Origin of the sequence: Paenibacillus ferrarius (assembly GCF_002027705.1) — a bacterium.
Classification (GTDB): domain Bacteria; phylum Bacillota; class Bacilli; order Paenibacillales; family NBRC-103111; genus Paenibacillus_E; species Paenibacillus_E ferrarius.
Genome location: NZ_MBTG01000045.1, coordinates 294593 through 319609 on the forward strand (window position 1 = coordinate 294593; position 25017 = coordinate 319609).

Consider the following 25017-nt stretch of genomic DNA (forward strand, 5'->3'; position numbering starts at 1 on the left):
CTACCTCTTGGTTAATCCTAGCTGACGAAAATAAACGAGCGCGTCCCGTAAGGAATCCTCCAAAGCAAATGCAGGACTCCAGCCCAAATCACGAGTCAACTGCGTCTGAATCGGGGCAGGAGGCACATACCCGCTAAGCTGATCAGATTGAATGGGTAGTTCTTTCTCTGTCAGCGGCTTCAGTGCATTCACGATATCTCCCAACGTTCGGTTCAGACCCGAGGCTACCGGATACACGCTGCCGGGGATGCCGTATTCGAGTATCCGCTCATAGGCGGCAACAGCATCCCTGACATCCAGATAGTCACGTTCTTCAATAAGCGAGGACAGCTTGAACGGAGCTGTCCTCGTGCCCGCCTCTGCTTCCACAGACGCGCGGGCCAGAAGCCCGCAGATGCCGTTGGAAGGCCCTGGCCCGACCAGATTAGAAGATTTGGCTATCATAATCTGCTGTTGAAACAAATGCGCCCAACCGAGTGCGCCCCAGGTCTGGAAAGACTTGCTCATGCTGTAAGGACTAGGAGGGGCCTGCCCGTCCGCTGGTACATAGCTGAGCATAGAACCAATGACGACAACACGGCATTGCGGGACAGATCGCAGCGCATCCAGCAAATATAAGGTCGACATCATATTGCTTTCCATGTAAGCAAGGGGCTCCAGCCATGATTCTCCTACGGCATTTTTGCCTGCCAGATGCAGGACATAATCAGGTTGGGTCATCTTTATTAAGGCGTTCACCTGCTCGACCTTCGTCAAATCGGCTATGTGAGAATGTACACCAGGCACGGATGAATTCTTATAGCGTGATACCGCAGCAACCTGCAGCCCTTTTTGCACAAAATGCCGGCAAGCATGCTGCCCCGTAAAACCGTTCGCCCCCGTTATAAGAATCGTTTTCATTGCGTACACATCCAGTTTTTCAATTCATAGAGCATGGTTTCATAGTTTGGAACGACGTAATGAAAGTCTTCACGACTCTGCCGAAGCGTGCGATCCAGCTTCACCTTATCATCCATACGAATCACAACATCCTCTTTCTGAAAAACACGCTGAAACAAGTTCAGCAGCTCGAACTTGCTAATCCGCTCCGGGGCCGTAATGTTAAGGATCCCTGATACGGGATCCTCATCAATGACGTGACGGATACAGTGAGCAAGCTCCAGGGTGGTAACACCGTTCCACCACGCTTCACTGTAACCGTTAATCTCTCCCTTCTGCTTCAGGAACCAGTGCAGCAGGCCAATCCCATGTTCGCTGACCTCCGGTCCGATGATCGAGGTCCGAATGGTCAGATGCGGACTCGCTGTTACCTCCCCGAGTGCCTTGGATCTGGCATAAATGGAAGTTCCGTTGGGAATGTCCCACTCGGTATGTCCTCCGGTCTCGCCGGAGAACACACAATCTGAGCTGATGTGGATCAGCTTGCCTTTCACGTTGTCCATGGCTTGCGCGATTCTGTGAGGAATCAAGCCATTAATCCAGAAGGCATGCTTCGGGTTGTTCTCAGCGAATTGATTCAAAATCCCCATGCAATTAATGGTAATTGTCGGCCGTACCGTTTCGATGACCTTCTCCAGCAATACCGCATCTTCCGCATCCAGATACAGACCCTCTGAGCACGTTTTGTCTCTTGTCGTGAAATAAACATGATAGCTGCTGCATGCCTGGAAATAATCAACGAGCATACTTCCCAACATTCCTCGTCCGCCAAGGATTAGCAGCTTTTGCTTCATACCAGGAACCCCCCTCGAACGAGAAGCGATTTAATCTCTATCTTGCTCATCAAAGGCCCCTCTGAGCTAAAGCTTTCAAAAGGCACCTTCGGATAATCCGCATAATATTCGCGCAACCCAGGGATATCGATCGTTGGTAAAATAGCTAAATAATCCTTGTCATAGGCAATCGTATAATGACTCTCGAACTCTGAAAGCAGAATCTCGTGAATTTTCTCTCCTGGCCGAACACCAAGTTCAATGACATCGACGTTGTGTTTGCCCATCTCTTCCATCAAAACTTCGGCGAGATCCATAATTTTGCAGGTTGGCATGGTCATAACGAAGATTTCTCCGCCTTTGCCTTCCTTCGCTCCACGAAGCAATAGAGAGATAGCCTCCTCTTTGGTTAGAAAGAAGCGGGTCATTGCTTTATCCGTAATCCCGATTTGATTTTTCTCGCGAATTTGCTTCATGAATAAGTGAATGACACTGCCATTTGTCCCAAGCACGTTGCCGCCACGGACACAGACAAACTTCGTATAATCACTGAGTAGATTCGCATGAACAATCAACTTCTCGCCTATCGCTTTGGTCATGCCATAAAAGTTCGAGGGATTCGCCGCTTTGTCCGTTGAAATATTGATGACTTTTTTGACTTTATTCTCAATGGCTGCTTCAATAACGTTTTGCGTTCCGATCACATTCGTCTTCAGGGCTTCATACGGCTGATCCTCGCAAACAGGAACATGCTTGAGCGCTGCTAAGTGAAACAAGTAATCGACCTTTTCACATGCTTTCGTCAAAGCATCCTTATCCCGGACATCTCCGATACAGAAGCTAAGTCTAGAATCTTCAAAGGTCCGTTTCATCGCCACCTGGGTGGATTCATTACGGGAGAACACAATAATCTTCTTAGGATCTTCCCTAAGCAGTTGTTCAATGAGCTCATAACCCCAGGATCCGGTTCCGCCGGTCACCAAGATTGTCGCATTAGTAAACATGCTTTTTACCTCCTAATAAATATTGAACGACTTTCTGGGATACTTGCGTATCCAGATAACCATCCGGGCGCTGCCAGTCTGCCGGGAAGCTCACCATCACTTTCACCGCGTCCAATATTTGCTCCGCCTCAAGACCCGACACAACGTTGCTGCCGCAATCAATGGTCTCTGGACGTTCGGTTGTTGTACGTATGGTCACCGTGGGGACATGGAAAATGCAGCACTCCTCCTGCACCGTTCCACTGTCCGTCAAGGCGCAGAAGGCATGCTGCTCCAAATGCACGAAGTCAAAAAATCCAAAAGGCTCATGAAACTGAACTAGGGGATGCCTGACAGTGCCATCCTTCTCCAGTCTTGACTTCGTCCGAGGATGGATGCTGCAGATTACTTTATGGCCGAAAGCTTCAGCAACGAGATTGAGTCCTTGCATAATCTGGGAAAGCCGCTCTGGATGGTCCACATTTTCAGCGCGATGCGTTGTCACTAGGAAATAAGGTTCGTCTGTCAAACCAAGCTTTGCCAAAATATCGCTTTGCTTAATCTGCTCCTCGTAGTGGGTCATCACTTCATAAATGGGATTGCCGGTCACAATAATGCGCTGGCTGGGAACTCCCTCGCGAAGCAAATTGTCTCGACTGTATCTGGTATACGGCATATTAATACTCGAAATAGCGTCAATGACCTTGCGATTCTTCTCTTCCGGAACCGCAAGATCAAAGCAGCGATTGCCCGCTTCCATATGAATAACGGGGATGCCCATGCGCTCGGCGAGAATGCTGCTCAGCGCACTATTCGTATCCCCCAGCACAAGCACTTTATCTGGCCGCTCCAACGTAAATATCCGCTCCAACTCGGCGAATAAGACAGCAAGCTGGCCGCCTAACGTCATCTGCTGATTGTTCAGCAGATAATCCGGTTGACGCAGCCCCAGCTCTTCGAAGAAGACGTCGCTTAAAGTGGCCGTGAAATTCTGCCCCGTATGAATAAGAATGTGTTCGTCGGCTAATTCATCCAGCTTCTGAATGATGAGGCTGAGCCGAATAATCTCAGGCCGGGTTCCTAGCACTGTTGCGATTTTCATTTCTTCCCTCCTACCTTCGCGAATCTTTGGTGTCTCGACTTCTGTCGGGCAGAACCGTTTCTAGCGCGTCTTCCCGACGGTTTACGAATTCGCGATATCTTCTTTGCAGCTTTCGTCTTCCGAACAGCCGCCTTTCGTTTGCGCGCCTTCACTCCACCTTTGGCAAATCGTATTCCGCTTCGTCTCAGCTTTGCCCCTTTTTTTATCTTTCTTCTCGCACTTCGCTTGACTTTGATCTTACGTTTTAATTTTGCTGGCTTTCCACTATCCCCGCCAGCGATTGGAAGGCCAAGCGCGTAGGAGAGAAGACCTCGCTCAGGCAGCTGCACAATTTGATTAAACGTATAGCCATAACGCTGCATCGCGCCTTCCGAGCTGAATGGATAGCGAATGCCATGCTGTATGAGGTAAACCGTCGGTCCCTGGCCTCTAGCAACGAAGATGGCAGGAGCATGCTGCAAGAAAGGTTCTTCCGCTCGTATTGCCGCACCAGTAGGATGGGAGGTTAGCTGCCGATCTTGAACAATACCGACACGGTTCCAGTCGTATTTATAGAATTGAAAATCAAGACCGGTTGCAACCGGACGTTTCAGCCCTTGTTCAATCAGAAACACCGTATTGGAGGCTTCGCCCTTCAGCAGAAACTGATCTGGATAGTGCGGAGCACTAAGCCTGCTTGCTCTTTTGGCATCCATGTACGGCCGAAGTATGGAGAGGAAACGGTCCAATCGGTTGCGGTAAGCCTCGATGCCGAATACTTGCCCAATGGCTTGACTGTTTTGCTGGCTGGCTTGCTGACGCGCTCCCCCATCCGAGACCAGATGCTGTACTTTGCTTGTAAGATCTCGAATATCGCCTTTATGCGCGAGGAAGAGCTCATTGCCTGTCGAAGATAGAATTTCTCCTAATCCGCCAGATCGGTAGGCTACAACGGCTTTACCGAAGATCAAGCCCTCTAAGGCGGTGAGTCCAAAGCCCTCATTAAGCAGACTGGGAATAACAACAATATCCATGGCTGGGTAAACAGATTGAATGTCAGGATCGAAGGGAAGCAGTGTGAATTGAGCAGAATAGCCGGAGAGCAAAATCATTTGAATGCAGGATTCCATATACACGGGATCTGCCGGTTTACCTGTAATCATAAAGTGGGCCGTGCGATTCTGTTCACAAATGGTGATGCCCATCTGAATGAAGTGATCCAGCCCTTTATTCGCATAGATATCGGAAGAAATATAACCAACAACAGGACGCTCGTCATAGATGCCAAGCTCGGCACGTTTATTTTGCCGTCTAGCCGGCCATTCCCTGGACTCATATTGCTCCGGATGCCAGGAAGGCGGCAGAACGAATTTCTTGGCACGGCGAATGTGGCTCTGCAACGGCTGCAGTGTGGCTTCCGAGATGCCTACGATCCAATCTGCATAGTGATCCATGAACTCCGCACTGATAGGCGTAAAAGCATTCGATTGAATGGATTCGGCTATAATCCATGCTACGGGAATTTCCAGTTTCTTTGCGGCAGCGGCCGGCAAAAGGTTAACACAAGTGTTGGTGATAACCAGATCCGGTTCATGAATGAAGAGTAGATCCAATAAGCCCGCCATATCGGAATGTCCCAGCAATTCTTGATGCAAGTGCGGCAAAGACTCTGTTGGATGATACATGTCGTACAGAAGCGGAAAAGCTTGAACGACCGTTGCCACACCTTGGCGTCTGGCTTCTTCCGCTAAAAGTCCTTCCTTGGGGACGACCAGCGTACACGCATAATGACGTCTAAGCTCCAACGTCATGAACAGCAGTAATTTTTCTGCTCCGGTAATATGATCGGGATTGCAAATATGTGAAAATAAAAGCACCTTAGGCTGGTATGGAGTCGACATGTGTAACATACCCGTTGCATGAACCAGGTATGGAATTCACCTCCTTATTTCAAACATGGGCGAAACGGGTAGCCTTATACGGCTGGCTGCTCTTGCTCCAAGGCATATCCTTGTGCAAAGCCGATGTTGAAGCCCTCATTGTAAGCTTCATCGAAGGCTTTATTGTAAGGAATCGTGGCGATGATCTGTTTGGGTTTCCGAGCCAGTTTACGTTTGGAACGGATCCGAGGCGTTTTCCTTAAGCGTGAAACTTTTTGCTTTTTCTTAGCCACTGGTTTCTTCTTCAGTCGAACCTTCGTCTGAGCGGTGACTTTCTTTTTGCGCAAACTTCTTTTGAGTGTGAGCTTACGCACCTTTGTTTTTGGAATCATAGTCATGCACCTCGCTTCCTTATTGTCCGAAAATAACAGAGAGCAGCTTTGAGAGCCTGTTGGCATACGTGTGATCCCGCATGGTACGGTATAAGCCTCGCAAAGCGATTTGCTTGCGCTCTTCTTCGTGTGACAAGTAATAATCCATTTTGGCTACTAATTCCTCGGGAGAGGCATAAGTCACAATATCGTAGTCTGGCGTGTAAAAGTTAACCAAATCCTCACGAAAATCGGTTATTTGCAGCGCTCCGCAGCCCGCAATTTCGAAGGTTCGCGGATTGGGCGAAGCGCCCAGAATACGGCGGCTGTTATTGTTATAAGCCTGATCATCATAAGCTCTGTGCATATTGATGACTATTTTGGAGCCATTGTAAGCCGTCGCTGTAAGTTCAGGCGGCATCCAGGTATTCAGCTGTATTTGCGGGGCAAGAAGCTCGTAATGCTTTAACCGCTCCCACCAAATGCCGGAGATGAAAATCTGTTTGTTAGCCAAATAAGGCGTCAGCTTATCGAACATCGCTACTCGATTCCAATAAGCGGAGCCAATGAAGCAAATATCTCGCTGCTGCCCGTTAGGCACAGCCTTCGGTCTGAACAGTTCCGGCTGAAAGGCCAATGGCAAATAATGAACGTGCGGGCAGCCCATCTCCTGATAGAGGGAGACACAATTCACTTCCAGCGTGAACATGAAATCGTAGTGAGTCGACATCGAGATCGTAAAGTCTGTATAGTATGGGTCATCAGTCAGCCATATTGCCGTGCGTACCCCCATCTCGCGAATCCGGTCTACCACATCCAGCGAGAGATTCATGCCATCCAGAATCAGCATCAGATCGGGCTGATAAACGGCTGCCAGCGTTTCCAGATCTGCCTCAGGACTTCCGATACGGATAGGATCATTCGCACAGTTGCCGATAATCATTTCACGGACCAAAGGACGCAAGCTGTTGATAATCGCGTGATCCAGAGGTTCGTACGGGTAGCCTTTCCCCGATGTCACATAGAGGACACGGACATCCCAGATGGGGTTTGGCTCCCGATCCCTTATCGCTTTTTCAATGATCGCCTCACACTGTCCCAAGCGAACTCCGTTGATATACCCAACCTCATAACCGTCTATATATCCTTGTCTGGCCGCATCATTCTTACCTACTAAAGCCATCTGTTCCTCTCCTTTCTAGGCAAACACTAGATCCATCAACTTCACTAGCCTATTAGCGAAGGTATGGTCCCTGATCGTCCTGCGCAAGCCCTTTACGGCGATCCGCTGTCTCTCTTCCTCATGTCCCAGATAGAAGCTCATCTTCTGAATGAGATCCTCTGCGTTCATGAACGTTTCAATATCTTGGCCAGGTGTGTAGAAGTCATGCAGGTCATGCCGATGGTCTGTAATTTGCAAAGTACCGCAGGCCGCAATCTCATACGTTCGCGGATTGATTGAGTGACCTGGAAGGTTTCGGCTATTTTTGTTATAGGTTTCGTCATAGGTGAGACGGTGGACGTTAATAACGATTTTAGCTCCGCTGTAATATTTCACCGATTCCTCAATAGGAACCCATTGCAGCTTAATGCTTTGCTTTAATCGCTCGAATTGGCTTAACTGTTCCCACAATGCGCCTGCGATCAGCACCTTTTTATTTACCAAAAAAGGCGTCAGCTTGTTAAACAAGTCGATGCGGTTGGGAAAGCCATTCCCGATGAAACAAACATCGCTGCGGTAGGCAGGATCTGCCTGCAAGGGCCTGAATACTCGCGTATTGACGGCAAGAGGCAAATAATGAACTTGTTGGCAGCCCATTTCGCGATAGAACGCTACGCAGCTCATTTCGTGTGTAAATACATAATCATAATGCGGAGCAAGCGAGGCTGTCTGATCGGTAAAATAGGGATCGTCCGCGAACCAGATTGCTGTGCGGATTCCCATCTCCCTGACCTGATCCACATGACTCGGATGATCCGGCGGGAACACATGAAGCCCATTCATGACAAGGACCAGATTCGGTTGAAGCTCCTGTGCCAACCGGAGCATGTCAGGCGCTGTTGCCGTAAATACCTCACGCACGGTCTCTTGCAGACCTTGGATGATGCCTTGATCAATAGCGTCAAAGCCTTGAACAATGAATAACACTCTGGCCTCTCGAAGCGGCAAGGTGGACGGCGGCAAGGTGGCAAGTACAGACTGGCATCGTCCCATCCGTCGCCCATGCTCAAGACCTGTGCGAAATCCCCGTTTCTTTCCTTCCGCCAAACTGACAGCTACCCTCTTGTTCATGTCACACCTTCTTATCCATAACAGCTTGAACATCATGGTCCACTTGCAGAAAGAAATTCAGTGCCGATTTCCAATCTCTCATCGGCGTAAATCCGTTGACAGCTATCGCTCGGTGCTCGAAGGCGGAATACATCGGTCTTACAGCGGGAGTTGGAAATAATTCCGAAGGCACAGCATTCAAGGAGACATTCTCCATATGCGCCACCTTTAGAATCTGTGCAGCGAATTCATATCGCGAGCATACCCCTTGATTGGATGCGTGATAGACGCCGTACCTGTCCGTTTCCACCAGCTCTCGAATAAAGATCGCCAGATCCAAACAATAGGTCGGGGAGCCGAATTGATCATCAACAATCGATAACGGTCCGCCTGATTTGGCCTTCTCCAATACTTTGGTAACAAAATTAACTCCTTTGGTGCCATACAACCACGATGTTCGCACGATGAAATGCTTCGAGCAGGTCATTCTCACGAATTTCTCACCGAGCAGCTTGGAATGACCATACACATTGCCTGGATTGGTGTTGTCTTGTTCCTCATAAGGCGCCCCTTTGGTCCCGTCGAACACATAATCCGTGCTGATATAAACCAGCTTGGCTCCGATTTGCTCACAAACCTTCGCGATATGCATCGAACCCATCGCATTTACTTCATAGGCAAGCTCCGTCTCCACTTCCGCTTTATCCACATTCGTGTAAGCCGCAGCATGAATCACGACAGACGGTCTTTCTTTGAGCAAAATATCCTTCACCTGCTGCTCATCACTTACGTCTAATTGCTCCTTGCGCCAAGCCGTCACTTCATGTACGGGCTTGAATACGCGAAGCAGATCATAGCCCAGTTGTCCGCCCGCACCAGTTATTAGTATTTTCATGAGTGATCGACCTCTTCGGTATCGCGATAGGAGCCGTCTGCAATACGCTCACACCACGTACGTTCTTTTAAGTACCATTGAATCGTCTTTTGAAGGCCCGCTTCGAACGAATAGGAAGGCGCCCATCCGAGTTCCTGCTGAATTTTGCTGCTGTCGATCGCATAACGGCGATCATGACCCAATCGATCCGGCACAAAATGGATCAAATCCTCCGATTTGTTAAGCTCCTTCAATATGCTTTTCACCACATCCAAATTCGTCCGTTCCTGATGGCCGCCGATATTGTACACCTCTCCAGGCACACCGGCTTGAATCACCCGTTCGATGGCCGAACAATGGTCTTCCACATAGAGCCAATCACGCACATTCAATCCATCGCCATAGATCGGAATCGGTTCATTGCGAATTGCGCGAGTAATAATAAGCGGGATTAACTTCTCGGGAAACTGCCGAGGACCATAATTATTGGAGCAGCGCGTGATCACAGCCGGGAAGCCATAGGTCTCGAAGTAGGCTCTGACGATCAAATCAGATCCCGCTTTGCTGGCAGAGTACGGCGAGTTCGGGGCTAACGCTGTCTTTTCCGTAAAAGCTCCTGCATCCCCTAAGCTGCCATACACTTCGTCCGTCGAAATATGGACAAACTTCTTCACCTTGTGCTGCCTTGCAGCCGCAAGCAGGCTTTGTGTACCCAACACGTTGGTCATGACAAAATCACGCGGACTATGAATGCTTCGATCCACATGAGATTCGGCGGCAAAATGGACGACCACTTCAACACCCTTCTGCATCAATTGACTCAGGTGGGCTTCATCACCAATATCGCCTTGTACAAACTCATACCCAGCTTGCCCAACTAAACTTGCGACGTTGTCCTTGTTTCCCGCATAAGTGAGCAAATCGACATTCAGCACGTGATCCTGAGGATGATGCTTTTTCCAATAATGAATAAAATTACTTCCAATAAACCCCATTCCCCCTGTGACAAGAATCACGGCCATCTAGCTGTCCTCCTTACGTATAAATAGAGTAGCCTGAAAGAGTGATTCATGGGTCCCCGCATCAATCCACCATCCTACTAGAAATCCGTGAGATAATGAGCCCTCCGCCGCATACACATTATTCACATCGGTAATTTCCATTTCTCCGCGTTGGGAAGGAGCTTGCGTTTTGATAACGCCAAACACCGAAGCATCGAATAAATAAATTCCTGTCACTGCGTTATTGGAGCTTGGATGCTCCGGTTTTTCTTCAATTTGTTCAATAACGCCGTCTTTCATCTTGGCAACGCCATATCGTCGAGGGTCCGTCACCTCTTTTAAGATGACCATAGCTCCTTCTTTCTGATGTTTGAAAGCCTCCATGAAGGGAAGCAAGGAATCTTCAAATAAATTATCGCCAAGCAGCACGACGAATTTCTCTCCGGCATGGATAAACTCCTCGGCAAGCGACAAGGCTTGAGCGATCCCTCCGGCTTTCTCCTGAAGCTTATAAGTAAGTCGGACGCCAAACTTGTCACCGCCGCCCAAATATTCTAAATACAAGCCTGCGGATTGTTTGCCCGTAATTAATAAAATATCCTGAACGCCAGCTTTGCTTAATTTCTCAATCGCATATTGAATCATGGGCAAATCACCGACTGGAAGCAAATGTTTATTGATAATGTTCGTCAGAGGACGTAAACGGCTTCCGGTTCCTCCCGCCAGTACAACACCCTTCACAAGACATACCCCTTTCCAAGCGTTATAATGGTGCGATTGTCACATCCACTTCTTTAATCATATGCTCCCGTCATAAATGGAAATTGGACGAATACCCCCGAATCCAAAATTGGTCATTCAACCACGCAACTTGGCCTACAGGCACAACAAAAAAAACGGCTGACTCGCAGTAGCTGCGAAACTCGCCGTTTTTGGTTCGTTTTGGGTTCATCCTTCGTTCCCTTAATCCTTCTTGCCAATCGCAATCCAGTTCACATCGCCTTGCTGATCGGGTGAGAACTTGGCCCTGATCACCGATATAATCGCACAATCGACGGATTTGCGCTTCACGGACACATAACAGGCCGGGTGGTTCGATGTAGCTGTTAATACGTAATGCTCATCCGCGAATGTCTCTTCGAAGTTCAGAACCACCTCGATATGCTCATCCTGAAGCTTCATATCAAATGACACAATTCCGAACTGCTGCATCACCTGCTTTTGCGATTTGGGCACTTGCAGCAAGCTCTCTGCGATTTTCGTTACAGCCAGAGAACCGTCTTCCACATGTTGGTTGCCGATCGCTCCCGGCTTCAGCTTCTCTCCCTCGATGCTTTCATCCGCCAGCTTCGCGCCTTCCACACTGCCGTCGCTGAGATGCAGGCTGCTCACCGACCCATGGGCTAGCTTGCTGCCGTCCACGCTGCCAAAGACGAGTTTACTGCTGTCAATGCTGCCTGCAGCCAGATGAAAGTTATTGACAGCGGCATAAGCGAGCTTGCTGCCGTCAATGCTTCCCGCTGTCAGCTTCGAGCCTTCCAGCGCGCCTTCCGCGAGATGGCTGCTGCTTACGGCGCCGGCAACCAGCTTGCTGCCGTCCACGCTGCCTACGGCCAGCTTCGCTGCATCGACAGCCCCAACAGCCAAGTGGCTGCTGCTTACGGCGCCAACCGCCAGCTTGCTGCTGTCCACACTGCCTGCGGCCAGGTGATAGCTGCTAATGGCGCTCGACGCCAATTTACTGCCATCAATGCTGCCTGCGGCCAGCTTCGCTCCGTATAAAGCCCCATCGGCGAGATGATCGCCGCTGACTGCGCCTGCGGCCAGCTTGCTGCCGTCGACACTGCTCGCTGCGAGCTTCGCTCCGTCCACCGCGCCATCCACGATATGCGCATTGCTGATCGAGCTCGCGATGAGCTTACTGCCGTCAACGCTGCCAAGTGCCAGCTTCGTATAGTCTACAGCACCGTCAGCGAGATGGTAACTGCTTACAGCACCGGAGACCAGCTTGCTGCCGTCGATACTGCCAGCGGCGATCTTCACACTGGTGATCGCTCCAGCGGCAAGGTGATCGCTCCCGATTTCGCCTTCGACAATTTTGCTGCCGTCCACGCTGCAAGGGGCCAGCTTCGTACCTGTTACAGCACCTAGTGCGATATGATCGCTGTTGACTGCTCCCGTTACCAGCTTGCTGCTGTCCACGCTGTTGATCGCCAGCTTCGCGCCATTCACCGAAGCGTCTTGCAGATGCTCGCTGCCCACGGCACCCAGCGTTAGTTTACTGCTATCGACGCTGCCTTCAAGCAATTTGGTGCTGTCCACAGCTCCCGGTGCCAGATGATTGCGATCAACGGCTCCGAAGGCTAGTTTCCCCCCATCCACGATATGCTCGGATAGATGCTCGCGGAGAATCGCCCCGCTCACGACTTTGCTGCTATCCACACTTCCTGGCGCTAATTTCGTCACATCCACAATGTAGTCAGCCAAATGCTCGCTGCTAACAGCTCCGGCTGTTAGCTTGCTGCCATCCACACTTCCTGTAGCCAGCTTCATTCCATAAACGGCATTATCGGCCAAATGATAATTATGGACTGCGCCAAGCGTCAGCTTGCTGCCATCAACCGAGTTCGCGGCAAGCTTTTCATTGTCTACAGCTCCCGCTGCAAGGTGTTCATTGCTAATGGCTCCTACTGACAGCTTCGCGCTCGTAATCGCCCCGACAGCCAGATGATCAGTCGTGATTGCACCTTGAACAATTTTGGTGCCATCGATGCTTTCTTTCGCCAGCTTCACGCCGCTTACGGCATTGTCCGCCAGATGCTCCTGAGCGATCGTTCTTGCCGCTAATTTGGAGCCTGTAATCGCCCCGTCCGCAAGATGTTTGGCGTGAAGCGCCCCAGCTACCAGCTTGCTGCCATGGATGCTCTCATTCGCTAATTTAGCCGCGGTGATGGCGCCATCTGCAATGTGCTCACTATGGATAGCTTTACTTGTAATTTTCTTGCCAGTCACACTCGCATCCGCAATCTTCGCTTCTGTGACGGCATGCTCATCCAGTTTGCTGCTTGTCACCGCTTGGTCTTGAATAATCCAGCTTGAAATCGCACCCGCCTGCAAATGCTGGGTAGCCACCGCACCATTCGCCAGCTTCTCTTCCGTGACAGCACCTTGTGCCAGCGTCTCCGTTGTAATCGAATTCTCTACTAGCTTGCTGCCTTGCAGACTTCGATCTGCGAATATGCCCAGCGTAATGGAGCCCTGCGCCAGATGCTCAGAAGTAATCGCACTTGGCTTAATATGGAAGCCATCAATAATATCTTCTTGCAGATGGCGTGTTTCAATCGACATAGAAGCCATTTTGCTGCTTGTAACGGCCTCTTCTGCTATTTTACTCGTTGTGATCGTTTCTTCTTGAACGTGCTGTGTAGTAATGGCTTCGTCCGCAATATGCTTGCGCTCAATGGCTTGCTCTGCCACCTGCTCCGATCTGACCGACCGCTCCGCCAAGTGTTCCGTACGGATAATACCGCGCCTCAGCTTCTCAGCTGCAATGACGCCATCTTGGAGATGCTCCGTACGAATTGCACCGAACTGAACATGCGCTTCGGCAATCACACCTCTAGCCAGATGCTGCGCGCTGATTATTTCATTTTGCAAATGTTCCGCGTGAATGGCCTGATCCGCTATTTTCTCAGAGGTCACACTGCTGTCTTGCAGTTTAGAAGCATCTACGCTGCTGTCGGCCAGCTTCTCTTTGTGAACAACGCCTGCGGCCAATTTGGAGCTGGATACAGAACCATCCGTTAAATGCTTATTCTGAACCGAGTTTTGCCGTATATGTCTCTCATCCACACTGTTTTCTGCTAATTTATCTATCGTGATGGAGGCTGCCTGCAGTTTCGCACTAGAAATGATATCGTCTGCCAGATGACCGCTTTCGACCACTCCTGCGTTGATATGCTTGCTCTCTATAATGCCTTCGGCTAATTTAGCCGTGGTCACTGATTCATCCTGCAGCTTCGCGCTGGAAATGACATTGTCTGCCAAATGCTCGCCTTCGATCACTCCCGCGTTGATATGTTTGCTGTCTATAATCCCTTCGGCCAATTTAGCCGTCGTGACCGATCCATCCTGCAGCTTCGCGCTGGAAATGACATTGTCTGCCAAATGACCGCTTTCGATCACTCCCGCGTTGATATGCTTGCTGTCTATAATGCCTTCGGCTAATTTAGCCGTGGTCACCGATTCATCCTGCAGCTTCGCACTGGAAATGATTTCGTCCGCCAAGTGGACGCTCTCGATCACTCCCGCGTTGATATGCTTGCCGTCTATAATACCTTCGGCTAATTTAGCCGTGGTCACCGATTCATCCTGCAGTTTCGCGCTGGAAATGACTCTATTCGCCAGATGATCGCCTTCAATAACACCCGCGTTAATATGCTTGCTGTCTATAATACATTCGGCTAATTTAGCCGTCGTGACTGATTCATCCTGCAGCTTCGCGCTGGAAATCACCCGATCTGCCAAATGATCGCTTTCAATCACTCCCGCATTAATATGCTTGCTGTCTATAATGCCTTCCGCTAATTTAGCCGCGGTCACCGATTCATCCTGCAGCTTCGCACTGGAGATCACTCGATTCGCCAAATGACCGCTTTCGATCACTCCAGAGTTGATATGCTTGCTGTCTATAATACCTTTGGCTAATTTGGCCGTGGTGATCGATTCGTCTTGCAGCTTCGCACTGGAAACCACTTGGTCCGCCAAATGACTGCCTTGGACTACTCCGGCTTTGATGTGCTTGCTTTCGACGATCTGTTCAGCCAATTTGGCGTTCGTAATCGCACCATCCAGAAGCAGCGATGTGTTAATCGCACCATCTGTGATATGTTCGGCTTGAATCGTTTGTGCAGCAATATGATATCCGGTTACAGCAGCCTCTACGATATGATCGCCATGAATAGAAGCTCTAGATAGATGCTTCCCTTCAACAGATTGTCTGGCCAGCTTCTGACTTGTAACCGCTTGATCTGCCAATTCATTCACAGTGACAGATCGAGGAACCAATTTATCTGTTGTAATGGATTCTTGTTGAAGATGGAAGCTCTCAATAGCGCCGTCCGCGATATGTGTCCCGTCAATTTGTCCTGGAGCTATGCTTCGTGTCTGCACACTGCCGTCAGCCAAATGTTCATTGAATATGCTTTGCGGCTGAAAATGAACGGAAGTGATGCTGCCATTGGCTATCTTTTCTTCCGTAACCGATTGATCTCTCAGTTTATCGGTGGTAATGGAGGCGTCCGTCAGCTTTGCTGTATCAATGCTGTAGTTGCCTATATGCTTTGCCTGTACAGCCCCGCTGCGGAGTTTCTCCGAAGTAATCGCTTGATTGTCAATCAGCTCAGTTGTAATGATTAATTCAGATAAATGCTGAGGAAGAATCGAGCCATTCGCTATTTTCAACGAATCAATGGTTTGATCGGCAAGTTTATCTGCGGTAATGCTGTTATCAAGCAGCTTGCTGCCCGGTATGGATTGGTCTTGTATTTTGTCCCCTGCAATACTTTGACTTGCCACATGCTCATCATGAATTGCGCCATCGGCAATCTTATCTCGGGTTACACTGGCTGGAGCCAACTTGGAGTGCTCAATCGCGAAATCCTTGATCGCTCTGGAACCAATGCTTAGCGGCTTTATTTTGCTCTCATCAACGGATCGGCTGGCTATTTTCTCCGACGTGACCGCTTCTTCCACGATATCATCCGTATACACAACCGGGTTGACGAATTTGCCTGTTTTGCGTTCAGAAAGCAATAAGAGCGGTGGGGCCGGAGTTGAGGTTGTTGATAAATTAGCTACTTTTGAAGTTCTTACACTTTCCACCGGAGGAACCTTTCCAGTCATTTTAGACTGCGGCTGCGGTTGCGGTTGCGGTTGCGGTTGCGGCTGCGATTCGTTAGTTAAGGCCTTCGGAGGGGGTTCTGCTTTATCCTGCTTGGCTGCAGCAGGAAGTGGTTCATTATCGTCAAGCCATTTTAACTCGTTCGTACTGGAGTTCACTTTTTGCACATAAGGCCTTACTCTGCTGCTCTTACGCTTACTCATAGACTCCTCTCCATTCTCCCAAGAATTAGTCACTTGTAACATATTCAGTCCACGCCCGATAGGTACGCTAGCCCGTAAAAATGTGCACCAACCCAGAGAAATGCTCAAATCCACCAGGTATTCCGCGACTTCTTGCTAGGGAGACTTCGGAGAACTTGTTCACTCCCATCAGCGCTTGCTATCTAAACATGTGCGGATTATGAGCAAAACAGTAGGCGCTATGCCCCTATCCTCCTGTTCTATCAGCATCTGTACAAACCAGCACCCCTGCTTTTCCATAAGCTGAGAAGAAGTTCCAATTCTGAACCCAAGCTCCAAGTGGAAAGGAGGGAAGCAGATGGCGAATCCCTACGTGGGTATTTTAGTCAACGATTCCTTATACGCAGGCATTCCCCTAGGGAACACACAGTATGAAGCTATTCAATTCTATGAGGAGGCTGGCAAGCAGTACGAAGTAACCCCTTGTTTCTTTCGCATCCAGGATGTTCACATCGATACCATGAAGGTGCATGCTTACGTCCGTGTAGGGCTTTGCTACGAGCAGATGTGGCTGGAGCTTCCCAAGGTTATTCATAACCGAGCCGTTTATTTAGATCAAGCCTCCTATCAAACATTGGAAGCATGGACACAGCAAGGCGTCATTTTGTTTAACAGATGGAATCGCTACAACAAACTTCGCATTCATGAGGTGCTGTTGAAAAATGATACAATCCGGCCTCATCTCCCCGGTACCTATCCAGCGACCCTGAAAAACATGAAAATTATGATGTCAGCCTACGACTCTCTCATTATTAAGCCTACCAATTCCAGCATCGGTCGCGGTGTTATGAAAATGGATCGACGCGTCCGGAGCTGGCAGCTTATTTACCCGATCAGCATGAAGATCAGCAACAAAATTTATCGGACGGTCCGGTTCCGCCAGTACCTCCCTCTGATCTTGCGGCGTAAAATTCAAAGCCGTACTTACATGATTCAGCAGCGCCTGCCGCTGGCAACCTTCGATGGCCGTCCATTCGACCTGCGCATTTCCGCTCAGCGCGGCGCGACCGGAGAATGGGGCATAACGGGCATTGTCGCCAAGGTGGCCTCTCCCAAACTCTTCCTCACCAATGTAGCCCAAGGCGGTGAAGTCCGCTCGCTGCCGGAAATTTTGACGGCTGAATATGCCCACCTCAATCATGAGCAGGTGCTGCGTCAAATTACCGATTTCTCATTGCTTGTCGCGCAGCACCTCAGTACCGAGCTCCCCTATTTAGCCGATATCGGGCTTGACGTGGGGATAACCACAGATGGATTTCCTTTGTTTATAGAATGCAACGGCAAAGATCAACGCTACAGCTTCCTGGAAGCCGAGATGCAGGATATTTGGAAGGCTAGCTATTTCAACCCGATCGGCTACGCCAAATTTCTGCTGGATGGATGTACTCCCCCGATGTAATGGCTCAAAAAGCCCATTCGCCAAAAAAACACCGTGCCCTGTGCTTGTAAGCACGCTGACACGGTGTTGTTTATTTGCTTGTTTGGATGCCAAGCACTTCTTTGACCTCGGCATTGAGCTTCTTCACATCGGGCACTTTGACCGGCTCGTCGTTCAACCCATATTTTTGTTTCAGCTTCATGACCTGACTTACGCTTTGATCAATCGTTTCCTGCGGTATTCGGCCTGACTTAACAGCTTCAAGCAGCGCGGTAATGACCGTGATTACCTTCTCGTGTTCATGACCAACCATCACGATATTCGATCCGGCAAGAACAGCTTTGACGGCGGCTTCGCCCAAACCATAATTCGTGGTGATAGCCCCCATTGTCATATCATCGGTCATAATGAGCCCTTGGAAGCCCATTTCCTTGCGCAATAAATCGGTCATAATCGTTCGGGACATCGAAGCTGGATTGTTCGCGTCAATTTTGGGCAGCAGGATATGGGCAACCATCACGGCATCGGCTTGATGCTTAATGGCTTCAGCGAACGGCACCAGCTCCAGCTTGCGCAGACGGGCCAGATCGTTCTGCACAATCGGCAGACCGATATGCGAATCAACGGATGTATCTCCATGACCGGGGAAATGCTTGACGACAGGAACCACCTTCTGATTCTGCAAGCCGTTCATGACCTGAATGCCTTGACTGCTTACGATGGCCGCATCAGCTCCAAAAGAACGATCGCCAATAACTGGATTCTTGGGATTGCTATTCACATCGAGGTCCGGGGCGAAATCCATATTCAGTCCATAAGCGTTCAATTCTTTCCCCAGCAAATGACCAATATTATAGGCCAATTGAGTATTGCCCTTCTTCCCGATCTCCTGACTTGTCGGTGTTTTCAGAAGTTCATCCGGCAACCTCGTCACTCTGCCGCCTTCTTCGTCAGCACCGATCCAGAGGGGCAGCTTATTGCTGGAATTGCTCTTTTTCAAGCCATTCACTAATTCAACGAGCTGATTGGTATTTTGCACATTAGGTTTATATAAAATAATACCGCCTACATGCCGATCTGCAAGCAGCTCTCGTGCAGCTGCATTCACACTGTAGCCGTCAATCCCGGCAATAATCATCTGCCCGATCTTCTCTTCCAGAGACATCGTCTTGATTAGACTGGCCGTTGTTGGTGCTGGCGTGGAGACAGGTTTCACTGTGGGTGCTGGCGTAGCAGCAGCGGTTGGTGAAATACTTGCCGTCACCGTCGGTACCGCCGAAGCTGGCGGCTCTGAGCGGTGAGAAGCACACCCCGTCATGACAAGTGAAAGAGCGGCGAAACACAGGATGCTTCTAACGCTCGTTTGCATATTTTGCTTCATATTTAGGATCGCCTGCCTTCGTTTATCATACCTACCTCTTTGACGAAACTCTGCTTCATTTGGTTGCAGCAATCAATCCTCGCTTCTTAGCTCCTGAAGCATCCATTTTAACAGGATATAAATACCATAATACCCCAAGTAACCGCCTGCAATCAGAAAATAGTTATTTTCAAAAACAGCATGGATATTCGTCATAAATACGGTCTCATCTCTAATAATCTCATACACAGCCAGCGCAGAGATAATAGCAAATACATAAGCGCAGCCAACCGCCAGTACATGGAAGATCACGCGCATGGAAGCAAATAGCCAGGCCATGATAAGCATGCATGGCGGTACTAACAGAATCAACAACGTAATCACAATGGACATTTCACATTTCACCTCACTATCATCATTGACGAATTCCGCACCGGAAATACTAATGAGAGGCCGTTCCCGTTTCTGTGGTCCTTGCTGTCCGCCATGCCTGCGGGGATTATAAGCTCAACTGGCCTTTCCACTTGGAAAACAGCCGCTAGGCTGTTTTTTCTTGCGCTTACCTCCTCCTACCTTCCCTATTCGACAATTGATTCTTTTACCTTTCTGTGGCAAGATTAGCGAAGAACGAATTATAGGGATTCTTCATCCGAACATGAAGATCGCCTAACCACGAATTGAACAGGAGTAATTGATCTATGTCTAAACCGTTTTTTCGATTGCTGACGGAGCTGTCCTCACGCAAATGGGTGTCTCAATTGACAGGGGCATTTGCCAGATCCAAAGCAAGCCGGATGTTCATTTCTCGATTTGCCCGAACGTACGGCATACGTATCGAAGATGCTGAAAAGCATGTCAAGGAGTACAGGTCCTTGAATGACTTTTTCACGCGCAGATTGAAACCCGGTCTACGTCCGATTCACGAAGATCTTACTCGTGTCGTTAGTCCCGTTGACGCCATGATTACAGGAATTGGCGATATTAAGGAAGGCTTGATCGTCAATGTCAAAGGTCAAGATTACACCATTGAAGAACTGCTTAATCGTTCACCGCGCACGGTCAACTATAAGAATGGCTTTTACTTCGTGCTGTACCTCAGCCCAACTGATTACCATCGCATTCATTCGCCGATTACTGGCGATATTCTTGAGAAAGAACATGTGCTTGGCAAAGTTTATCCTGTCAATGAATTCGGGCTTCGTCATATGAAGCGCGTGCTCAGCCGCAATGAGCGACTGATTACTTTTATCCAGCATGAAGCGGGTGAAGTGGCTGTTGTCAAAGTAGGCGCACTCAATGTAAGCTCCATCCAATACGTAAAGCCTCTGCCTAAAACCCTTGAACGTGGTCAAGAACTGGCTTATTTCGAATTTGGTTCAACGGTCGTGCTTCTCTTTGAAGATGACATGTTCGAACCGCGAGCCGATCTGATGCTTGGCTCCAAAGTGAAAATGGGAGAAGACCTCGGACGTTTCCTAGATAAAAAGTAAAGGGAACAGTACTTGCGAGAGGAGAGAATCATGGCTGCAATTAGCACATCATCTCCGGAACCAAGCTCCAAAAGTTTGCAGGGAGCCGGAGACATCAAACCTACGGTTTACCGCATTTTATTTGCAATCGGTCTTGTCCATTTGCTGAATGATTCCATTCAATCCGTTATACCTGCGATTTTTCCTATCCTGAAAAGTGAGATGGGCTTGAGCTACACCCAAGTAGGCTGGGTACAATTCGCCATTAACTTCACGGCTTCCATTATGCAGCCTGTCGTTGGCTTGTATACGGATCGCAAGCCGTCGCCCTACATGCTGCCAATCGGTATGACATCTACGCTTATCGGGATGCTATTGCTCGCTTTCGCACATTCCTACTGGGTCGTTTTACTGTCAGTATGCTTTGTAGGCTTGGGTTCGGCTGCTTTCCATCCTGAAGGCTCCCGTGTCTCCCATATGGCTGCTGGCGGACGCAAGGGCTTGGCTCAGTCGATTTTCCAAGTTGGCGGCAATGCCGGTCAATCCTTAGCTCCCATCATGACCAAATGGATCTTTATCCCGCTTGGACTTTTTGGCTCCATCTGGTTTACGGGCGTAGCGGCCGTTGCCATTGCGGTACAATTATACATAGCTCGCTGGTACAAAGGCATCCTGATTTCAACACCGGTCAAAGCCAAAGCGATCGTTAAACGAACTGTGAATCCTCAGCAGCGCAAGCGCGTCATGTTCGCCATCTGCCTCCTGATCTTTCTCGTATTCATTCGTTCGTGGTACGGCGCTGCAATGAGCGGATTCTTCGCTTTTTTCTTGCAGGATTCCTATGGCATTACCATTGACCGCGCGCAGGACTTCATCTTCCTATTCCTTGCTGCGGGAGCGGTCGGGACCTTCTTTGGCGGTCCGATTGCCGACCGTTTCGGCAAACGCAATGTTATTTTCTTTTCAATGCTTGGCTCGGCGCCGTTTGCCCTGCTTTTACCGCATGTGTCCATCACTTGGGCGTATGTTCTGCTCGTCGTCACCGGGATGATTCTTTTATCCAGCTTCTCGGTAACAGTCGTGTATGCACAAATGCTGTTCCCAGGGAAAGTCGGCACCGTCTCCGGCCTTATTACCGGGTTAGCCTTCGGACTTGGAGGCATCGGAAGTGTCGTTCTCGGAAATCTGTGCGATGCCATAGGTACGGCCCGCGTTATGGAATTATGCGCTTTTCTGCCGCTTTTCGGACTACTGACCTTCCTTCTGCCTTCAGACCGCAAACTCAAAGAATGGACAGAAGAACAAGCATAACAAAAAACCTTGTCAAGCCAGCTGATCAACTCAGCCGGTTGGCAAGGTTTTTTTGGTATTCAAACCATTATTCTTCCGTATCACGCTGTTTCCGGCGGCGGGCTACACCTGACTCGTAGGCAGCCTCCATGACAGCTTCGCGTACTTTCTCTACGACAGCATGATTGAACACGCTCGGAATAATGTAGTATTCATTAAGCTCGTCCTCACTTACAACAGAAGCGATCGCTTTGGCCGCAGCCAGCTTCATCTCCTGGGTAATGCGCGAAGCGCGGCAATCCAGCACGCCGCGGAAAATGCCTGGGAAGCACAGCACGTTGTTAATCTGATTCGGATAATCCGAGCGGCCTGTGGCCATAACACGCACATACGGCTCCGCTTCTTCCGGCGTAATTTCCGGCGTTGGGTTCGCCATCGCGAAAACGATCGGATCAGCAGCCATCTGCTTCACATCATTTGCTTTGAGAACGCCTGGTCCCGAAAGGCCGATGAAAATATCAGCGCCTACGATGACGTCGGATAACGTTCCTTTTTGTAAAAAGGGATTCGTATTCTCCGAGTACCACATCCAAGCTGAGTTGGAGTAGGTCTCCCCGCGCACAATTGCGCCTTGCCGATCAACGCCAATCACATTGGTCACACCAGCAGCTAGCAGCATCTTCGTACAAGCAATACCCGCAGCACCGATGCCCGTAATGACAACTTTGCAATCTTCAAGCGACTTGCCAACCAGCTTGACCGCATTGAGCAGACCCGCAAGAATGACAACGGCCGTTCCATGCTGATCATCGTGGAAAACCGGAATATCAAGTTCGTTAATTAATCTTTCTTCAATTTCAAAACAACGCGGAGACGAAATATCTTCCAGGTTAATTCCCCCGAAGGCCGGAGCAATCGCTTTAACCGTACGGATAATTTCCTCCGTATCCTGTGTGTCCAGACAGATTGGGAAAGCATCAACGCCAGCCATCTGCTTGAACAGCATCGCTTTTCCTTCCATAACAGGCATAGCCGCTCCCGGGCCAATATTGCCAAGACCCAGAACAGCAGTACCATCGGAGACGACAGCAACGGTATTTCTTTTAATTGTCAACGAATGCGCTTTCGAAGGATCTTCATGAATCGCCATACATACTCTGGCAACCCCAGGTGTATATACACGGGACAGATCGTCCCGATTTTTAATCGGCATCTTGGGGGTCACTTCGATTTTGCCGCCCAAGTGCATAAGGAAGGTCTGATCTGAAACGTTAATTAATCGAACGCCGGGAATCTCATTCAATGCACTGACAATGGACTCGGTATGCTCCGGGTCGCTCACTTTTACTGTAATATCACGCGTTGTCGTTGTTTTACTGGCTCTTGTTACGTCAATCGCAACAATATCGCCGCCAGCATCCCCGATTGCCGTAGCAATCCTGCCGAAGGTAACCAGTTCTTTATGTATTTCCAATCGCACGATAACACTGGTGCCTCCACCATTTAATCCAGCCATACCAAGGATCACTCCTACGAAAAATAATTAATTGACCACATGTTAGATCATAGCACAATATATCGGTCCTGCCAAAATCATTTTAGTTGCTTGCCCATATGAAGCGATGCGAGCTGAAGTCGATCTGCGCCAGCACGTATCTCTTCTTCCGTCAGATGGGCATAACCGAAGCAAGCTCCCGCCTGCTCAGGAAGAAGACCGTAGGAGGCGGCGTCGCTCCATCTGACGCCCAAGCTTCGGCATTCGGCTGCATATCTCGCGTAGCTGGCGGCATCGCCACGCCACCAGCCGAATACATGCAGCCCCGCATCGCAGTCCACCCAATCAAAGAGGGTGGACAAATGTTCCTGCAGCAGCGATTGAAGCAGCTGGAACTTGCTCGCATAGATCCGCCGCATTCGGCGCAGGTGGCGCTCGTAGCCGCCGCTCGCCATGAAAGCGGCAAGCGAGCGTTGTTCGAGCAGCCCCGAAGGATGCGGCTCGTACAGCCGCTTCGCGGCCACGAAAGCGCCGAGCAGCGCTTCCGGCAGCACGACATAACCGATGCGCAGGTCCAGCAGCATCGTTTTGGAGAAAGTGCCGATGTACACCACTCGGCCCTCTTGGTCCAGCACCTTGAGCGGCTCAATCGGCCGCCCGCGGTGCCTGAACTCGCTGTCATAATCGTCTTCGACGATGACAGCGCCCTGCTCCGCCGCCCAGCGCAGCAGCTGCTGGCGGCGCTCCAGGCCCAGCACCGCCCCCGTAGGGAATTGGCGGCTGGGGGTCACGAACAGCAGCCGCGCCTTCCACGGCTGCGGGATCAGCCCTTGCCCATCCACCGCCGCGTGGATGGGCACCCCGCCCGCCGCGCGCACAGCGCGGGCGGCGCCTTGATAACCAGGGCGCTCCACAATGACCGGATCGCCTTCGTTCACAAGCACCTGGGTCAGCAGCGCGATCGCTTGCATCGACCCATTGACGATGACGATGCGCTCGGGAGGCGCATCGATGCCCCGCATTCGCCTTAGGTGCTGTGCGATCGCTTCGCGGAGCGCATAATGCCCCTCGGCGACGTGGGCTTCCTCCTGCGGCGACTCCGTCATGCGCCGCACCTGCTCGTACATCCCGCGATTCCATAGCTCTCGCGGGAACTCATCCATGTGCGGATGTCCTACCTCAAACGAAATGACAGGCTGCCCGCTCGCTTGGCCTTGATTTCCCTCGATCTTTGGCACCCGGTCGTCTTCTTGAACACGCCTCGCCCAGTCCGATAACCGGATGGACTTCTGTTCGTACCCACCCGTCTTCCGCTGACCGCCGCCGGCATAGACAACATAAGTTCCTCTTCCTACATCGGCCTTCAAATACCCTTCTGCAATCAACATATCATAGACTTGATTCACCGTCCCTCGCGACAAGCCATACAAAGCAGCCAATTCACGGCTTGACGGCAGCTTCGTATGCAGCGTTAATCGACTCTCCAGAATCTCATCATGCAGCGCATGATACAACGCGGCATACTTGCTGGCATATTTGATTCGATAGGAATAATAGGGTAGATGAAAATCCAAACATACTCCCCCTCGCGTCATTATTTACTCCAAAAGGAACTATGATCCGCTATATAGCCAAAAACCGCCTAATCTCACTCCAATGGGAACTACGGTCCGCTATTTCACCTTTTTCCACTCAAAATCAGCGATT

19 protein-coding genes are annotated in these 25017 nt (G+C 50.0%); 3 read left to right on the forward strand and 16 right to left on the reverse strand.

Annotated elements, in window-relative coordinates:
* From BC351_RS33640 to BC351_RS33695, 12 genes are all read right to left on the reverse strand, one after another.
* A complete protein-coding gene (locus BC351_RS33640) occupies positions 1-900 on the reverse strand; it encodes an NAD-dependent epimerase/dehydratase family protein (protein WP_144028604.1) in 900 nt (299 codons plus the stop codon).
* Positions 897-1733: a dTDP-4-dehydrorhamnose reductase family protein gene (locus BC351_RS33645; protein WP_079419280.1), complete on the reverse strand. Its 837-nt coding sequence runs from the start codon at positions 1731-1733 to the stop codon at positions 897-899. The genes BC351_RS33640 and BC351_RS33645 overlap by 4 nt, the downstream gene beginning before the upstream one ends.
* Positions 1730-2716 (reverse strand): SDR family NAD(P)-dependent oxidoreductase, encoded by a 987-nt coding sequence (locus BC351_RS33650; RefSeq protein ID WP_079419282.1) that lies wholly within the window; start codon positions 2714-2716, stop codon positions 1730-1732. Before BC351_RS33650 ends, BC351_RS33645 begins: the two co-directional genes overlap by 4 nt.
* Entirely contained in the window at positions 2706-3797 is a 1092-nt protein-coding gene (gene wecB, locus BC351_RS33655; RefSeq protein WP_079419284.1) for a non-hydrolyzing UDP-N-acetylglucosamine 2-epimerase, read from the reverse strand. Before wecB ends, BC351_RS33650 begins: the two co-directional genes overlap by 11 nt.
* Positions 3794-5677, reverse strand: a complete 1884-nt coding sequence (locus tag BC351_RS33660; protein ID WP_158082317.1) for a glycosyltransferase family 4 protein — start codon at positions 5675-5677, stop codon at positions 3794-3796. Before BC351_RS33660 ends, wecB begins: the two co-directional genes overlap by 4 nt.
* A 74-nt stretch (positions 5678-5751) precedes the next feature.
* Positions 5752-6054, reverse strand: a complete 303-nt coding sequence (locus BC351_RS33665) for a hypothetical protein (RefSeq protein ID WP_079419288.1) — start codon at positions 6052-6054, stop codon at positions 5752-5754.
* A 13-nt stretch (positions 6055-6067) separates the two neighbouring features.
* On the reverse strand, positions 6068-7210 hold the full coding sequence (locus BC351_RS33670) for a CgeB family protein (RefSeq protein WP_079419290.1): 1143 nt from the start codon (positions 7208-7210) through the stop codon (positions 6068-6070).
* A 15-nt stretch (positions 7211-7225) separates the two neighbouring features.
* The gene (locus BC351_RS33675; protein WP_079419292.1) at positions 7226-8320 is read right to left on the reverse strand and encodes a CgeB family protein; all 1095 of its coding nucleotides are present in this window, start codon (positions 8318-8320) and stop codon (positions 7226-7228) included.
* 1 nt (position 8321) lies between these two features.
* Positions 8322-9194 (reverse strand): dTDP-4-dehydrorhamnose reductase, encoded by an 873-nt coding sequence (rfbD, locus tag BC351_RS33680; protein WP_079419294.1) that lies wholly within the window; start codon positions 9192-9194, stop codon positions 8322-8324.
* Entirely contained in the window at positions 9191-10195 is a 1005-nt protein-coding gene (rfbB, locus tag BC351_RS33685) for a dTDP-glucose 4,6-dehydratase (protein WP_079419296.1), read from the reverse strand. The genes rfbD and rfbB overlap by 4 nt, the downstream gene beginning before the upstream one ends.
* Positions 10196-10915, reverse strand: a complete 720-nt coding sequence (locus tag BC351_RS33690; RefSeq protein ID WP_079419298.1) for a sugar phosphate nucleotidyltransferase — start codon at positions 10913-10915, stop codon at positions 10196-10198.
* 222 nt (positions 10916-11137) lie between these two features.
* On the reverse strand, positions 11138-16279 hold the full coding sequence (locus BC351_RS33695; RefSeq protein WP_158082318.1) for a WIAG-tail domain: 5142 nt from the start codon (positions 16277-16279) through the stop codon (positions 11138-11140).
* A gap of 337 nt (positions 16280-16616) precedes the next feature.
* Here BC351_RS33695 and BC351_RS33700 point away from each other — a divergent pair, with 337 nt between their 5' ends.
* Positions 16617-17717 (forward strand): YheC/YheD family endospore coat-associated protein, encoded by a 1101-nt coding sequence (locus tag BC351_RS33700; protein ID WP_079419302.1) that lies wholly within the window; start codon positions 16617-16619, stop codon positions 17715-17717.
* Between the two features lie 70 nt (positions 17718-17787).
* Here BC351_RS33700 and nagZ read toward each other — a convergent pair whose 3' ends face one another.
* Positions 17788-19077: a beta-N-acetylhexosaminidase gene (gene nagZ / locus BC351_RS33705; RefSeq protein WP_144028605.1), complete on the reverse strand. Its 1290-nt coding sequence runs from the start codon at positions 19075-19077 to the stop codon at positions 17788-17790.
* Positions 19078-19149: 72 nt separating this feature from the next.
* Complete coding sequence (locus BC351_RS33710; RefSeq protein ID WP_079419304.1) at positions 19150-19449, reverse strand: hypothetical protein; 300 nt, start codon at positions 19447-19449, stop codon at positions 19150-19152.
* 305 nt (positions 19450-19754) lie between these two features.
* Between BC351_RS33710 and asd the strand changes: the two genes are divergently transcribed.
* Positions 19755-20546 carry an archaetidylserine decarboxylase gene (asd, locus tag BC351_RS33715; RefSeq protein ID WP_079419306.1) on the forward strand — a complete coding sequence of 264 codons (792 nt, stop codon included), beginning with the start codon at positions 19755-19757 and terminating at the stop codon, positions 20544-20546.
* Between the two features lie 30 nt (positions 20547-20576).
* Positions 20577-21836: an MFS transporter gene (locus tag BC351_RS33720; protein WP_079419308.1), complete on the forward strand. Its 1260-nt coding sequence runs from the start codon at positions 20577-20579 to the stop codon at positions 21834-21836.
* Between the two features lie 67 nt (positions 21837-21903).
* Here BC351_RS33720 and BC351_RS33725 read toward each other — a convergent pair whose 3' ends face one another.
* Both BC351_RS33725 and pdxR read right to left on the reverse strand, forming a co-directional pair.
* Positions 21904-23331, reverse strand: coding sequence for an NAD-dependent malic enzyme (locus BC351_RS33725; protein WP_079419310.1), 1428 nt, complete (start codon positions 23329-23331; stop codon positions 21904-21906).
* Positions 23332-23408: 77 nt separating this feature from the next.
* Positions 23409-24884: a MocR-like pyridoxine biosynthesis transcription factor PdxR gene (gene pdxR, locus BC351_RS33730; protein WP_079419312.1), complete on the reverse strand. Its 1476-nt coding sequence runs from the start codon at positions 24882-24884 to the stop codon at positions 23409-23411.
* Positions 24885-25017 lie beyond the last annotated feature (133 nt).